The sequence below is a fragment of the Paenarthrobacter sp. NPDC089322 genome (assembly GCF_040684895.1).
Classification (GTDB): Bacteria; Actinomycetota; Actinomycetes; order Actinomycetales; family Micrococcaceae; genus Arthrobacter.
Window position 1 is genome coordinate 331492 of sequence record NZ_JBFBGW010000002.1, and the last position, 14001, is coordinate 345492.

The 14001-nt window shown below is 62.3% G+C and carries 16 protein-coding genes; 3 read left to right on the forward strand and 13 right to left on the reverse strand.

Translation table 11 applies throughout. The annotated features are described in order from the left end of the window. Positions 1–51: 51 nt before the first annotated feature. A complete protein-coding gene (gene nrdH, locus AB0N65_RS03570) occupies positions 52–294 on the reverse strand; it encodes a glutaredoxin-like protein NrdH (protein WP_144658986.1) in 243 nt (80 codons plus the stop codon). Between the two features lie 394 nt (positions 295–688). On the opposite strand from nrdH, the gene AB0N65_RS03575 reads away from it, so the two are divergent. Continuing rightward, positions 689–1654 (forward strand): LysR family transcriptional regulator, encoded by a 966-nt coding sequence (locus AB0N65_RS03575; protein ID WP_364157776.1) that lies wholly within the window; start codon positions 689–691, stop codon positions 1652–1654. 50 nt (positions 1655–1704) lie between these two features. Then, entirely contained in the window at positions 1705–2208 is a 504-nt protein-coding gene (locus tag AB0N65_RS03580; protein WP_364157778.1) for a DUF2004 domain-containing protein, read from the forward strand. Positions 2209–2293: 85 nt separating this feature from the next. On the opposite strand, the gene AB0N65_RS03585 is transcribed toward AB0N65_RS03580, so the two are convergent. The 7 genes from AB0N65_RS03585 to AB0N65_RS03615 are packed head-to-tail and all read right to left on the reverse strand — an operon-like array spanning position 2294 to position 7934. Then, positions 2294–2758 carry a methylenetetrahydrofolate reductase gene (locus AB0N65_RS03585; RefSeq protein ID WP_364157781.1) on the reverse strand — a complete coding sequence of 155 codons (465 nt, stop codon included), beginning with the start codon at positions 2756–2758 and terminating at the stop codon, positions 2294–2296. Between the two features lie 51 nt (positions 2759–2809). Then, entirely contained in the window at positions 2810–3550 is a 741-nt protein-coding gene (locus tag AB0N65_RS03590; RefSeq protein ID WP_364157783.1) for a hypothetical protein, read from the reverse strand. Further along, on the reverse strand, positions 3547–4578 hold the full coding sequence (locus AB0N65_RS03595) for a VWA domain-containing protein (protein ID WP_364157785.1): 1032 nt from the start codon (positions 4576–4578) through the stop codon (positions 3547–3549). The genes AB0N65_RS03590 and AB0N65_RS03595 overlap by 4 nt, the downstream gene beginning before the upstream one ends. After that, entirely contained in the window at positions 4575–5558 is a 984-nt protein-coding gene (locus AB0N65_RS03600) for a VWA domain-containing protein (protein ID WP_364157787.1), read from the reverse strand. Before AB0N65_RS03600 ends, AB0N65_RS03595 begins: the two co-directional genes overlap by 4 nt. Continuing rightward, on the reverse strand, positions 5549–6010 hold the full coding sequence (locus AB0N65_RS03605) for a hypothetical protein (RefSeq protein ID WP_364157790.1): 462 nt from the start codon (positions 6008–6010) through the stop codon (positions 5549–5551). Before AB0N65_RS03605 ends, AB0N65_RS03600 begins: the two co-directional genes overlap by 10 nt. After that, entirely contained in the window at positions 6003–6914 is a 912-nt protein-coding gene (locus AB0N65_RS03610; protein WP_364157792.1) for a DUF58 domain-containing protein, read from the reverse strand. The genes AB0N65_RS03605 and AB0N65_RS03610 overlap by 8 nt, the downstream gene beginning before the upstream one ends. Before the next feature lie 12 nt (positions 6915–6926). Then, the gene (locus AB0N65_RS03615) at positions 6927–7934 is read right to left on the reverse strand and encodes a MoxR family ATPase (protein ID WP_364157795.1); all 1008 of its coding nucleotides are present in this window, start codon (positions 7932–7934) and stop codon (positions 6927–6929) included. 123 nt (positions 7935–8057) lie between these two features. Between AB0N65_RS03615 and AB0N65_RS03620 the strand changes: the two genes are divergently transcribed. Further along, positions 8058–8291 carry a hypothetical protein gene (locus tag AB0N65_RS03620; RefSeq protein WP_364157798.1) on the forward strand — a complete coding sequence of 78 codons (234 nt, stop codon included), beginning with the start codon at positions 8058–8060 and terminating at the stop codon, positions 8289–8291. A 16-nt stretch (positions 8292–8307) separates the two neighbouring features. On the opposite strand, the gene AB0N65_RS03625 is transcribed toward AB0N65_RS03620, so the two are convergent. The 5 genes from AB0N65_RS03625 to AB0N65_RS03645 all read right to left on the reverse strand — a co-directional run bounded on the left by AB0N65_RS03625 (position 8308) and on the right by AB0N65_RS03645 (position 13958). After that, complete coding sequence (locus AB0N65_RS03625; RefSeq protein ID WP_364157801.1) at positions 8308–9141, reverse strand: carbohydrate ABC transporter permease; 834 nt, start codon at positions 9139–9141, stop codon at positions 8308–8310. Further along, positions 9138–10037 (reverse strand): sugar ABC transporter permease, encoded by a 900-nt coding sequence (locus AB0N65_RS03630; RefSeq protein WP_364157804.1) that lies wholly within the window; start codon positions 10035–10037, stop codon positions 9138–9140. Before AB0N65_RS03630 ends, AB0N65_RS03625 begins: the two co-directional genes overlap by 4 nt. Further along, the gene (locus AB0N65_RS03635; RefSeq protein ID WP_364157807.1) at positions 10034–11389 is read right to left on the reverse strand and encodes an extracellular solute-binding protein; all 1356 of its coding nucleotides are present in this window, start codon (positions 11387–11389) and stop codon (positions 10034–10036) included. The genes AB0N65_RS03630 and AB0N65_RS03635 overlap by 4 nt, the downstream gene beginning before the upstream one ends. Positions 11390–11420: 31 nt before the next feature. Continuing rightward, positions 11421–12620 (reverse strand): ROK family protein, encoded by a 1200-nt coding sequence (locus AB0N65_RS03640; RefSeq protein ID WP_364157810.1) that lies wholly within the window; start codon positions 12618–12620, stop codon positions 11421–11423. 201 nt (positions 12621–12821) lie between these two features. Continuing rightward, a complete protein-coding gene (locus AB0N65_RS03645) occupies positions 12822–13958 on the reverse strand; it encodes a methyltransferase (protein ID WP_364157813.1) in 1137 nt (378 codons plus the stop codon). Positions 13959–14001 lie beyond the last annotated feature (43 nt).

Sequence of the window (14001 nt, forward strand, 5' to 3'; positions counted from 1 at the left end):
GACTACATAGGAATTCTTGCTTGATGTGGTGGCGGAGTCAGTTAACGAAAACTAGGCCACGGAGGAAGCGGCCTGTGCCAGTTCCTCGATCTTGTCCGGGCGGAATCCAGACCAGTGATCCTGCTCGGTCACGACGACAGGAGCCTGCATGTAACCCAGTGCCTTGAGGCGCTCGAGGGCCTCGGCGTCCTGGGAGATATCGACACTCTGGTAGGCAATGCCCTTCTTGTCGAGTGCGCGGTAGGTTGCGTTGCACTGAACACAGGCCGGCTTCGTGTAAACCGTTACGGTCATGATCCCTGTCCCCTTAGTTGAAGTCTGTAGCTCTTCGTATCTGGCGGGCTCAACCGGAACTAATTACTGAATCCGATAACGGCCCGCAGGCTGCTGTGGCAGCCAACACGCTCTGTTTGGTCTTGGGCTGGTTTCCCGCTCAATCCGTAAATCGATACTACATGTAGTGCAAGCTTCTCTCCGGAACCCCAAGATGATGTATTACAAGTATGTCATTCAATCCACCGTCCGTCCACAGGTGAGGGCCCTCAAAATGTCCGTGATTCCGCCAAAGTGAGAGATGAAATCCACACCCTGTGGACTACTTAGCCACATTTAATCTCCAGCGTGTCGCCCGTTTCCGGCGTGTCGCGACACTTTGAAAATGTGGCGTGGCGAACAGTACGGTGTGCTGATGGTCAACCTTCTCCACCTCCGTACATTGATGGAGGTCACCCGGTTGGGTTCGTTCGCGGCAGCGGCAGCCCAACTCGGTTACACCGCCTCGGCCGTGTCCCAGCAAATGGCAGCCTTAGAACGGGACACCGGCGTCGAATTGTTCCTGCGCTCCGCAAGAAGCGTGGTACCGACCGAGGCGGCCGTCACCATGACGCGGCACGCATCCAAAGTGCTGACAGACGTCGAAGCGCTCCTCGCCGCAGCATCAAGGACCAACGATGCCCCCGCACAGGAACTGCGGCTGGGGATCTTTCCCAGTCTCGCCACGTACGTACTGCCCGATATCCTGCGCAATGAGCGATGGAACGGCCTCGGCATTGAACTGAAGGTGTCCGTGGCTGAGCCGGCGCAGACCATTCAGGGCCTGCGCAGCGGCGGCGAGCTGGATGTGGCCCTCGTGTACCAGGTGGGCCAATCCGGATTGGCGTGGCCGCACTCGCTGGAGCGGCAATGGATCGGCGACGACGACTTCCGTGTGGTGCTCCCTGCTTCCTGGAAGATCCGGGAGGATGCCGAAATCGAGGCTGCGCATCTTTCGGACATGCCGTGGATCATCCACCATCCCGGTACCAGTGACGCCTTGGTCATCGAGCGACTTTTCGCCAGCTGCAACCTGCACCCCCGCGTCGTTGCCTACAGTGACGACTTCCACGCCAGCCTGGAGATGACGGCGGCGGGTCTTGGTGCGTCGCTGGTGCCGGAACTGGCGCTGCGGAACCGGCCACCCGGCGTCGTGGTCCTTGACGTTCCGGACATCCGGCTGGCACGAAACGTGTTCGCCCTGCTCATCAATGAAAAGCGCACGGCCCAGGTGCAACTGTTCACGCAGTTGCTCGCTGACACGCTTCGGGGCACGACCGAAAAGAGCGGCCTGCATCCCCTGAAAGCCACGCCCGTCAAGGGTCCGCAGCGGAGGAAGTGAAATATCCCCAATTGCTGGAACACGCCGGAGGTTGGGGTTAGATTGATCACATGGGCAAGGTAGCGAGCAAACATTTTGGGGAGATCGAGCTCAACCACGGGCGTGAACACTGCTTCGTCGCCCAGCATGAACTCGGCGGGAACCAGCTTGAGTTGGACCTCAACGTCACGGCACATGACCATTTCGACGAGGCCGCCATGCACAAGGTGGACTACCGCTTGAGATTCCTCCCGGAGCTGGTTGACCAGGTCCGGGAGATGATCGCCGACGAACTGGACCAGGACGGGACGAACCCCCAGCAGTTCCTGCATTTCCATAGTTCGCAGCTGAAGGAAGAACAACTGGAATCGGTCTTCGGCGTGAGGGACAAATCCCAGCTCACCAATGATGTGTTCCTGAATGCCCTCAAGCTCGGTCATGTTGCCATCTACCCTGGCCAACCCGAACGCTACTTCGTGCTGGACTTTACCCTCGGCTCGCATTTCACCGACGAGACACTCGTGGTCGCCGCAGACGAAGACGGCGTAGTGGACGACGAAATCCTTTGGGAGTAGCACCCACCCGTAGAACCACGACGCCGGCCGGTCACCTTTTCAGGTAACCGGCCGGCGTCGTTTATGCCTGGCCTACTTGGCGGTTTCAGCCAACGAATTCCTGGGGGCGGGCCATGGTGCTCACCCGGTTCGTTGGGCGGGCAGGCCGCAGAAGCGCCAGTTTGTCCAGCACATCCAGGGCATGCGCGTGCTCATTGAACGTGTAAACGTGGATGCCGGGGGCGCCGGCGTCCAATGCCGCGTTGGCGATGTCAACCGTTGCGGCCACGCCAAGGTTGCGGCGCTCGGCTTCGGTGTCCGCGGCAGCCAGGCGCTCCATGAGAACAGGTGAAGGGTCGACGTCGGCCAGCTCGCCAAGGCGCTTAAGGCGCCGGACGCTGGTGAGCGGCATGACGCCGGGGATGATCGGGATGGTCACTCCTGCACGGCGCGCCCTTGTGACCAGGTCCGAATACTCGTGGGCGTGGAAGAAGACCTGGGTGATGGCAAAGTCCGCACCGGAGCGCTGCTTGGCCAGGAGGACTTCCACATCGTGCCCGATGCTGGGCAATCGGTGAACTTTCTTTGCCGAACCCCACCGGGAGTCGCACGCACATTACCCCTACCAAGGACGGTCCACGCCGGTACCCTGATCGGGGCTCCGCAAGTATTCTTCCCGTTCCTGGCCCTCGGCCCGTTCCTGTTGGGCTTTGTGCGCACTCTCCTGGAGCTTGTGGAGTTGTTCCTGCTGGGCGGGAGGAGGTGCTTCCGCAGAATCTCGTCCACCCTCGCCGGGCGTGGAATCGTTGCCGATCTTGGCTGTGAGGCGCTCCCGTGCCGCGTCCAGCCGGTCACCCTCACCGGCAGCGTTCGCAGGCCCCTCGTCACGGCATTGAACCGGAGACGCTTGGCCGGCGTCCAGCGCTTCCCGGAACAGGCCATCCGCCGTAGCGCTCCCGGCAGCTTCAGCGGCATCGCCCAGTTTTTCGATGGTGAGGACCAGGTTCACCCTCACCTTGCACTCGTCCATGCCCGGGCTTGCTGCGAGCGCCGCCTCAAAGTCGCTTCGTGCCGCTTCGAAGTCCCCCGCAAGCACGTGGGCGTCGCCTGATGCGAAGTGTGCTTTGTGGGGTTCAACGATGTTCGCGATCTCCAGCCAGGCAGCTGCCGCGGCCACGCCGCCTTGGTTCCCTGATTCAAAAGCGTGAAGTGCAGAGCCGCCAAAGCCTGCCACTGTGAGGAGCTTGGCTGCCAGGGCGAGAGCAGCCAGCGATGGCAGGGCGGACCACAGCGCAAGTTGGCGTCTCCGCCGTCGGGCTTGGTCCATTCGGCGCGTGTGGCCGCCCGGTTGGTCGAAGCTCATCGAACGGAAGCCTTGCCATCGTGGGACTGGTGCAGGGCAGGTGTCCCCCGCAAGTCCCTTAGGGCTGCCAGCTGCCGGAGCGGTTCATGCATGGCCAGGAGGAATGCCGCCAGTGCAAGTAGCCAGTAAAGTTCGGCGCGGCCCGTTGCGTCGTCGTGAGTTGCTGCCAGCGTGCCGGGTTGTGCCTTGCCGAGCATCGCTGCTGTCGTTTCCGTTCCGCTCCGGTGGACGTACGGCACGTTGAGCTGCGAGGCAATGGTCCGCAGTTGACCTTCATCGATCCGCGACACGGCATCCTGCGAGGAGTCACCGCTCCTGTCCTGCACGTAATCACCGTCGTCCTTGGCCGGGTCTTTCATCCGTCCGCCTTGGGAACTGCCGTACCCCAGCACCGCTCCCCCGGCCACAGTGGCAGGGTTGATGGGCAGGGGCATAGGTGTGCCGGAGCTGGTGTTCTCACCGTCGCCGGCGTAGAACACCAGTGCCGGACGCCCGGGGTGCTGTTCCTGGGCGGCGGCCAGCCTTTCCTGGAGTATCTCCCCGGCACCGGTCACGCTGCTGCCGTTGGCGTAGCGCGGATTCTGCGGCTGGAGTGTGACAATGGCGGTCTGCAGGGCGGTGGCGTCCTGGCTCAGTGGCATGCGGACGGTCGCTTTGCTGTCGAAAGTGATCAAGGAGAACTTCGCACCCGCCAACTCTTTGGCAACTGCCATCACGTCCTGCTTGACCCCGGAAAGCCGGGTGTGGGTTCCGTTGTAGTCTTCCGCCGCCATGCTGGTGCTCGTATCAACCACGAAGAAAACGTCCAGGTCTGCCACGGCGCCCCTTGCGTCGTTGCCCGCCCAACCGGGGCGGAGCGCCGCCAGGACAACAAGCACGACGGCGGCACCCCGGAAGGCTGCGGATCGGGAGGCCCGCTTGGGCTGGCGGCCCCGAACCATGAGCCAGACGGTAAAGGTAACCACGGCCAAGGCAAGTGCAGCCAGGAACGGCCAGGGAAGAAGCGGCGCGATGGTCACGTTGTTCATGGCTGCGCCCTCCATCCGAGCAGCACTATTCCCGTCCCTGAAATCAGGGCAATGCCGATGGGCCACGCCGGGGCGTCCGCAACAACTACCTGGGGTGCGGCAAGATAGCTTGTGGCCTCGGTCTCCTGCACCTTACGGACAATGCCGGGAACGGTTTCCGGGCTGTCCAGGGTGTAGTAGCTGCCGCCCGTCATCTCCGCTGCCGCCCTGAGCCGCGCACCTGGCTGCTCAGGATCGTCACCATAGTCCAAATCTCCGGGGTTCAGCGCATAGACCCTCACATCCTTGCTCTTGGCCAAGGCGCCGGCCTGCTCCAAGGTGAAGATCGGGTTGCCGGAAAGGAAGTTGTCCGTAGCCAGCACCACAGACCGCGAGCGCTTGGCGTCATTGGTGGCGGGTCCGACGTCGGGGAAGCTTTGGACACAGGACACAAGGCCGTCACCGATCAGTGACGAGCCGCCTCCGTTCCAGGTGCCGTCGAAGAAGGACCCGGCGCCGCTGTCCAAGGCCTCTTGTGCTGCCGTCAGTTGCTCGGCGGCGTACTCGTAGTCGTCCGTGAGCGGGAAGAGGTGGACGCTGCTGCTGTCGAAGATCACCATGCCGATGCGCTCGCCGTCGAATTCGCGGGCAAGGTCCTTGAACACCCCGGTGATGGCGGCGTCAGTGCTGGTCATGGAGCCGGAAACATCCAGGCACAGCATGATGTCCCGGTTACGGATCTCAGGTTGATCGGTGGTCCTCTGGGAGGGCCTCGCTGCGGCTGTTGCCGTGGCTGCGAGGAACACGGCTCCCAGGGCAACAGCAAGGATCAATCTTTTCCGATGCCGGCGGAGTGCCTGCTGGTACGCGGGAAGATCGGTGAGCCGCTCCCCGTGTGCCACCGGCCTTGTTGTTGGGCGAACCCTGCGGCGGAACAGCCATGCGGCCAAGAGCAGGGCTGCCAGCGCGAGTGGAAGAACCCACCAATAGGTCAATTCCACGCCTCTACCGCCTCTCGTGCTGCGTTCGCAGAATCACGAACCGATTGAACTGCGACAGGAGCGAACTCGTTCGGGTAGATTCGGGCGATCCGCACAGCAAAATGATCCAGGCCGTGACGCCGTAATTCCTCCAGGGTCATGGAAGCGGCCGGCAGGCCCGTCGCCGCGGCTGCGAACTCCCGCACGAGGAGACTCAGCCTCTGGTGGGCGTCGCGCTCAAGCATACGGCCGCCGTCGACGTCCAACTCGATGGCGCCAATGGCGCGCAGGCAGGCTGCCCGGACTGATTCCAGGTCGTGCGTCGTCTCGGACAGTATGGCTGACCGCTTTATTGCACGCGGCAACAGGAGCCACGCATACCAGCCGGTAACGATCAGGAGAAGTGCCAACCCCAGCCACAGCCAGTGCTGCTGGTACACGAGGGGCGCGTAGAACGAAGCCTCATCATCCATGGCGTCCACCCCTGCGAGCGCCTGAAGACGAGGGTCCACCGGATCTATGCTTATCCAGGAGTGCGAAGACAGCAGGAAGCAGGTCCGCGGTGCCCCGCGTTTGCAACTCTGCGATTCCAAGCCTGCGGAAAATCGCTTGGCGGTCTTCTTCCCTGTGCTGCATGGCGTCCGCGTAGGCGTCGCGTACCGTGACGTCCGTCGCTAAAGCAGCAGGAATGGAAAACCCGCTTCCGACGTCCGTGCTGTCCGGATCCGAAGCCAGCTCCGCGTCCCGGATGGTGAGCCAAAGGACCTCGTGGCGGACGCGCAGCCGCCGCAGCAGATGTTCCGCATGGGCGTCGGGCATGAACTCGTCCGCGATAACAACGATCAGCAGGCGCCCCTTCACATACCGCAGCGCATAGTTGAGTTGTTGCGTGATCGCGCTCGCAGGGCCATCAAGGGAAATGGTCGCATCCAGTTCGCGGAGCAGCCGTTCCAGGTTCTCCTCGCCGCCACGCGGTGCCAGGTATCGGGAGGCAGTGGCCGAACCGTGCAGGAGTCCTACGTCGTCGCCGTGCCGGCAGGCGAGGTACCCAAGAACTCCGGCGGCTTCGATGGCTATGTCCTTCTTGGCTTCACCGGAGGCAGCCTGGGCTGCCATGGTCCGTCCGGTATCGACGAGCAGCAGGACGGAATGGCGGCGTACAGCAACGTAGCGCTTGACCAAGGGCGAACCATGACGCGCGGTGGCCTTCCAATCAATGTCCCGCACTTCATCCCCGGGGACGTAGGCCCGCAGTTCGTCGAAATCCAGGCTGCGGCCCTTGAATACGGATCCATACTCGCCATCCAGCAGGGTAAGGGTCCTGCGATGCGCGAAGATGAACATCCTGGACTTGACGCGGTGGAGGAGGCTGGGCACCTGCGGCCCCCGCTACGGCGTCTGTACGGATGCAAGGACGGCGTCGATCACCGTTTCCACAGGAACTCCCTCCACCACAGCGTCGAAACCGAGGACGATGCGGTGGCGAAGGACGCGGTGGGCGAGTTTCTTGACGTCCTCCGGAATGACGTGGTCCCGGCCATTGAGCAAGGCGAGAGCCCTGGCCGCCTGGCTGAAAGCGATGCTCGCCCTGGGGCTTGCACCAAATTCGATGAGGTTGGCCAAGCGCGGTTCGAGGTACTGGGAGGCGTTGCGGGTGACGTAGGCCAGGCCCACGATGTACCTCACGATCGCCGGGTCGATGTAGACCCGCCGTACGAGTTCCTGGACTTGGACAACAGCATCCAGGGAGGCAGCCGCGGGTGGTTTTTGAGCTGCGCTGAACACACCGGCATCTATCCGCCGGATCACTTCGGCTTCCTCGGCCGGGCTGGGATAATCGAGGACGTCCTTGAGCATGAAGCGATCCATTTGGGCCTCAGGCAAGCGGTAGGTGCCCTCCTGCTCAATGGGGTTCTGGGTTGCCAGCACCAGGAACGGCTCGGGTAGTGGATACGATTCGCCACCGATCGAAGTTTGCCTCTCCTGCATGGCCTCCAGCATGGCGCTTTGCGTCTTGGCGCTGGACCGGTTGATCTCGTCGAGCAGCACGATGTTGGCGTGGACGGGACCCAACTGGGTGACGAAGGTGCCCTTGGCCGCATCGAAAATCTGTGTCCCGGCGATATCGCTGGGCAGGAGGTCCGGGGTGCACTGGATGCGGCGGAACTCGGCACTCACCGACTCCGCTATGGTCTGCGCGGCCGTGGTCTTCGCCAGGCCGGGAACGCTTTCCAGGAGGACGTGTCCGCCCGTCAAAAGTCCGATGAGCAGTGTCTCCCGGAGCCGGCCCTGGCCCACCACCTTGGCCTCGAAACTACGGATGATGCTGCCAACGAGTTGCTGGGCACGGGCCATGTCCGGTGCGTCGATTCCGGCCGTGGCTGTGGTCTGCTGCACTCGTGGTCCCCTCGCTGGTGTTTGTTTCGCCGCTGCCGGGACCCGGCGTCCTGCGCCCCGGCCCTGCAACGGCCACTCTATCCAAGCCTCCCCCGTTTAAGGACGCAATGGGGAGCCCTCCCCATGGAGGCTTCCGAGGTCTATCCTTTTGCCATGCCACAGCTACCAGCCCGTTACCAGGAGTACCTCGCCGGCCAGACAGAGCATGTCGCCTTGGCCGTCCGGCCCGTCTTGCAGCAGTCCGCTGCGGAACAACGGCACGGTGTCCGGATCACGTATAACCCCGGCCCCACGGGCCATCAGGCCCACCTTGATGAATCGATTCCCTACGGCGAAATCGTCGAGGACATCGACTAGCCTCGCATGGCTCCAATCAGCCCTTCATAGCTCCGGACAGGGCAAACGAGCTGCCCATGCTCCTCGACACCACGGCGTAGAGCACCAGTACCGGCAACGAGTACAGAATCGAGAACGCCGCGAGCTGTCCGTAGGCGATCGCCCCGTGCTGGCCGAAGAAGCTGAAAATGGTGACCGCGGCGGGCTGCTTCGCGGTGGAAAGCAGCAGGATGAAGGGCACGAAGAAGTTGCCCCATGCCTGGATGAACACGAAAATAAACACCACGCCCAAGCCCTGCCTCATCAGTGGCAACACAACGGTCCGCAACGCCGCCATCCCCGAGGCACCGTCCACCCATGCGGCTTCCTCCAAATCCAACGGCACGGAATCCATGAAGTTTTTCGTCATCCAGATCGCCATGGGCAACGTCGTGGTGGCCATGAAAAAAATGGTGGCCGCCATCGAGTCCAACAGGTCCAACTGGACGAACAATCCATACACGGGCACCATGATCGCCGTCACGGGCAACGAGGTCCCAAACAGCACGGAGTACATGAAAGGCTTATTGAATCTGGACTGGTACCGGGATAACGGATAAGCCGCGAGCACGGCCGCCAAGAGGTTGACCACCGCCGTTCCAGCGGACAGCACAAAACTGTTGGCAAGGGGCTGGAAGAGTAACTCCGGCGTGAAAACCGCAGTGAAGTTCAGCATCGACGGCGCCGCCGGCACCTTGGTCTGGTACCCGGCTTGAGGGTCGACGGCGGCCAGCAGCAGCCAGAGCAGGGGCGCCACGAAGCAGAAGCCAATCAAAGCCAGGGAAACGTCGGCGCCGAGCCTTGCCCTTGATTTCCGGTTCCATGACGTCACAGCCGCCGCTCCCGTGATGCCAATGCCCGGGGTTCCTGCTCCCTGAGAAGCCGGACGTACACCCCGCCAAAGACCAGACCGAGGACAATCAGCACCGAAGCAACCGCAGTGCCGTAGCCGATGTCGCCAAACTTGAACGCCTCCTGGTAGGCCAGCACCGGCAGCGTCGTACTGGCATTGGCCGGTCCGCCGGCCGTCATCACCCAAATCAGGGTGAACACGGCCAAAGTCTGAAGCGTGATCAGCATCAGGTTCGTGGCAATGCTGCTCCTGATCAACGGCAAAGTAATGAACGCCAGCCGCTGCCACCCCCGGGCACCATCCATCAAGGCAGCCTCGGAGACATCGCGCGGCACATCGGACAGGGCGGCACGGTAAACCAACATCGAAAACGCCGTCCCACGCCACGTGTTGGCCAGGACGATGGCCACCAAGGGAAACGAATACAGCCAGTCCGGCCCCTGGCCACCGAACAGGCCAACAGCCTGGTTCAACGTCCCATCGCGGTTGAAATAGGCGTAGGCGGCAAAAGCCGCCACGATCTCCGGCAGAACCCAGGCGGCCACTACGGCCGTTCCAACCCATGAGGACACTGCCCGTCGCGACCTCGTCATGAGCAGCGCGATCAACAAGCCCAAAACGTTCTGGCCCACCACCGCCGAGGCCACCACAAACACCACAGTCAGCCATGCAGCCACCGGAAACGAGTCGTCGCCGAGCATCCGCGCATAGTTCTCCGCCCCCACCCAGCGGGGGTCCCGGGCAGCACGGCCGGATAGGGCAGCGTCGGTGAACGAAGCATAGAAAGACCACACCACCGGCGCCAGCATGAAGAGGAGCAACAGGAGGATCGCCGGTACTACCGGTAACAGCCGCAGGTAGCGGCGGATACTCATTTCTCGATGACCTTGTCCTCACCCACCAGTTTGCGGACAGTGGCGTCGTACTCGGCCGCCGCGTCCTCGGGGCTCTGCGTGCCAGTGATCACGGACTCAGTAGCAACCTGGACTGCTGTTGAAATCCGCGGATAGTCGGCTGTGGCCGGACGGTAGTGGGTTACTTTGACAAGCTCCGAGACGTCCTTCACGAACGGATTGGCGGCAAGGTAGCTCGGTTCGGATGCGACGTCGGAACGAACAGCGATCTGTGAGTTGTTGATGTCGAAAGCCAAGGCGTTTTTCTTGTTCAAGGCAGTGGTAAGGAACTGGAAGGCCAGGTCCGGGTTCTTGCTCTTTGCGCCGACAGCCAAGGTCCAGCCGCCGGACATGCTCACACCGCCGGGCTCCTGCCCGTTCCTGGTGGGAAACATGGCAACGCCCATGTCCTGCTCGTAGCCCGCCCACTCGTAGGCTCCACCTTTTTGCCAGAACGACGGCGAGTAGGAGCCTTCCACGGTCGCCGCGAGTTTGCCCTGCGGGAACCACTCGCCAAACACCTTCTTCCACACGTTGGGATCAAGGGCTTCAGCGGGGCTCACAGCGAGCTTCTCGTCATAGAGGGTTTTCAGGAAGGCCAGGGAATCAGTGAAACCTTGGGATCCGACTACCCACTTCTTCTCGTTCTCGTCGTAAAGGGTACTGTCCGTCCCGTAGAGGAGTTCGTAAAAGCTCTGCATGACAGTGCCCTCGCCGGTCCCCTTGCCCGCATACATGTTGAAGGGAATGACCCCGGGATCCGAGGCCTTTATGGCTCGGGCCGTGGAAAGTATGTCCTCCCACGTTTTGGGCTGCCAGGGAACGGGAATCCCGGCCTTCTGGAAAACCACCTTGTTGTACCAGATGGCGCGGGTGTCGGTACCCAGCGGGACGGCGTAGATGCCGCCGTCATCGGCGCGGCCGGCAGCCTTGGCGGCTTCGTCGAATTTCGCCCAGTCGTCCCAATTGCCCAGGTAACTGTCGAGCTTGAGGAGGTAGCCGGCGTCGACGTCGGAACGCACCTTGAAGGTGTCCTCATAGAAAACGTCGGGAGCGGTATCTGCGGAGCGCTGGGCCAAAGCCAGCTTCGTACCGTAATCGTCATCGTTCGCCTGAATGGGCTCAAGGTTGACGGTCACCGACGAGTTAGCCGCTTCGAACTCCTTTTTGGCCTCCTGCATCACGGCGTCCAGGGCCGTAAACGAGTCCGTCTTCTGGTAGACGATCTTCAGCGTCTTGTCCCCGGGCGACTCTGGCGTGGATGAACAAGCTGATGCGGCGAGAAGCACGGCGACGATCGGAATGACGGTGGCAAACCTCGGCGGGCGGCGCATGATGATCCCTTCGGTGAGCGTTGGTGAGTTGCTAGCCCTCCAGCAGGAGCCGTTGGGCACGTGGCGCCAGCGTGTGTTCCAGGACGAGGCATGCCGCACCGATGGCGCCCACATCTTCGCCCACACCGGAACCCACAACATCGATTCCATGGATCATGCGTGCAGCACTGTTCTCGGCAATCAAGCCGGGAACCCGGTCCAGGAAGTACTTGGACATCCGACCCCAGAACGGGCCACCAAAAACCACCCGCTCCACGTCCAGGGTGTTGGTGACCACCGAGACCGCACGTGCTACGAGGGTGGCGGATTTATCGAGAATGGCAATCGCCTTCTCATCCCCCGCGTCGGCTTTGTCGCACAACAGGGCGTAGCGCTCCTGCACCTCGGGACCGTCAGCGTCGTCGCCATGGCCGTCCAACACCCCCGCGGCTTCGGCTTCGGCAACCAGCACCTGTGGAATACACGAGGACTTCACACAGCCTCGAAGTCCACAGTCGCACTGCGGCCCTTGGGGATCAACAATGATGTGGCCGATCTCGCCGGCGTTTCCCGACGTCCCGCGGACCACTTCGTCGTTCAGGACAATGCCGCAGCCAATACCGGTGCCCATGTACATGAAAACAAAACTGCCGGCGCCGCTTGCGCCACCGGCCCAGGTTTCAGCCACCGCTGCACTCGTGACATCCTTGTCCACCAGCGTTTCAAGTCCAGTGGCTTCCGTCAGTGCCTCACGGATGCGAACCCGGTTCCAGCGGGTCAGCAGGGGCGGCTCCACAACAGAACCTTCATCAAGGTCGATCGGGCCCGGAACCGCCACACCGAGTCCCGCGATTTTTGACGAATCGACGCCCGACTCTTCAATGAGGACCGTAATCTGCTCGGCAATGCTCTTGATCACGGCTGCCGGTTCCCCGCCGGGGGTAGCCATGCGTGAATGCCGGACGACATCCCCGAGGAGATCCAGGACAACAAACGTGATAACCGCAGGATCAAGATGAACGCCGACTGCGTACATCCCGGAAGGATTGAGCCGCAGGATGGTGCGTGGCTTACCCGGGCCGCTGCCCTCTTTGCCTGCCTCGATGATCAACTGCTGGTCGAGAAGCCGACGGGAAATGTTGGAAATGGTTTGGGGGGACAAGCCGACGATCTGGGCCAACTCCACCCTGCTCAGTCCACCGGAAGACCGCCGGATCGCTTCCAGGATGACGGTCAGATTGAAGTCCCCCATTCGGGGTAGATTCGTTCCGCGCCTCATGGTCGGCTGCCGGATCTCAGTCACTGAATCCCCTCGTCATTCGGAAATACTCCATCGAACTTCATATGTGTCTGAATCGTACGATACCTACGACCCCACGCCTACGCGCACACGCAGCCATCAGGGTCAGGGCTTGGTAACGATGCCAATGAATTGTATGCGACACCGTCCGCACTACTTCCCCGCGCGTCGGCTCCTCGTCACGGTGAACTTCGGATTACGGCCCTCCACCACCGTGGGTCCGATGATCTTTTCCAGCGCCGTCCGGTACTGCAAGTGGCTGTTGTACACGGTCCACAGTTCGCCGCCCGGTGCCAGGACTGTCGCTGCGGCCTGGAACATTTTCAGCGCAGCCCCTGCATGCACGCTGGACCCCAGATGGAAAGGCGGGTTCAGCATGATGAGCTCCGCGCTGGCCGGCTCGAGCGTGGACATGGCGTCGTCGTGGACCACGCTGATCCTGTCCTCAAGACCGTTGGCCAAGGCGGTGCCTAGGGCGGACGCCACAGCTGCGGCCGACTGGTCGGTTGCCACGACGCGCGCGGCAGGCCGCTGGCGGGCATACATTGCTGCGAGGATACCGGTACCGCACCCAAGGTCCACAACCCGGGTGGCATCGGGCATGCTGTCCAGGAAAGTCAACAGAAAGCGGGTGCCGATGTCCAGGCGCGCTCCGGAGAACGCGGCGCCGTGAGCGCACACGCTCAGGCCGAGTTCCGGAAGGTAGTCGAGGAGGGGGTAGGGAGCCATTCCTGTAGTCGGGATGGGGTTCCGTGCTACCAGCACCCTCGACTTCTGCCGCGCGAGTTGCGGTTGTACCGACTCGAAGTATCGTGCGAGCACTGCATTCATGCCCAGGGACATGTGCTTGACGCGACCGCCTGCAAGCAGGACCGCATCCGGCCCGGCATGCCGGGCAACGGCGTCGACAATTTCCTCCAACTCAGCCAGCGACTTAGGCAGCTGCAGAAGTACTGCATCTGCACCCTCCAACAGCTCCCTGCCGAGTTCATGTGCCGTGAAAGAGGTTTCCAGCCCCGCCCTCGAGGCGTTGCGCTGCAACGCAAGCCTTCCGGTATACAGGTCCTGGTGGACGCGGACATTTTCGACGCCGAGCCCCGCCACAGTGCCAAGCGTTAGGGCTCCGTAGCGGTCGCCGATAATAACCACCTTGGCACCGGACCCAATGATGTCCCTGGCGGTCTCCAGAAGGAGCCCGTCCGTGGCGTCATAGGCATGCAGGTTGTCCGCTTCGACGTCCGGAATCCTGCTGAGCGTGCCGAACAGTGTATCCAGGTCCTGTACGATCACGATGCGGGCTCTCGCTTTCCTTGGTTCAGTTCTCCGGGGGCGG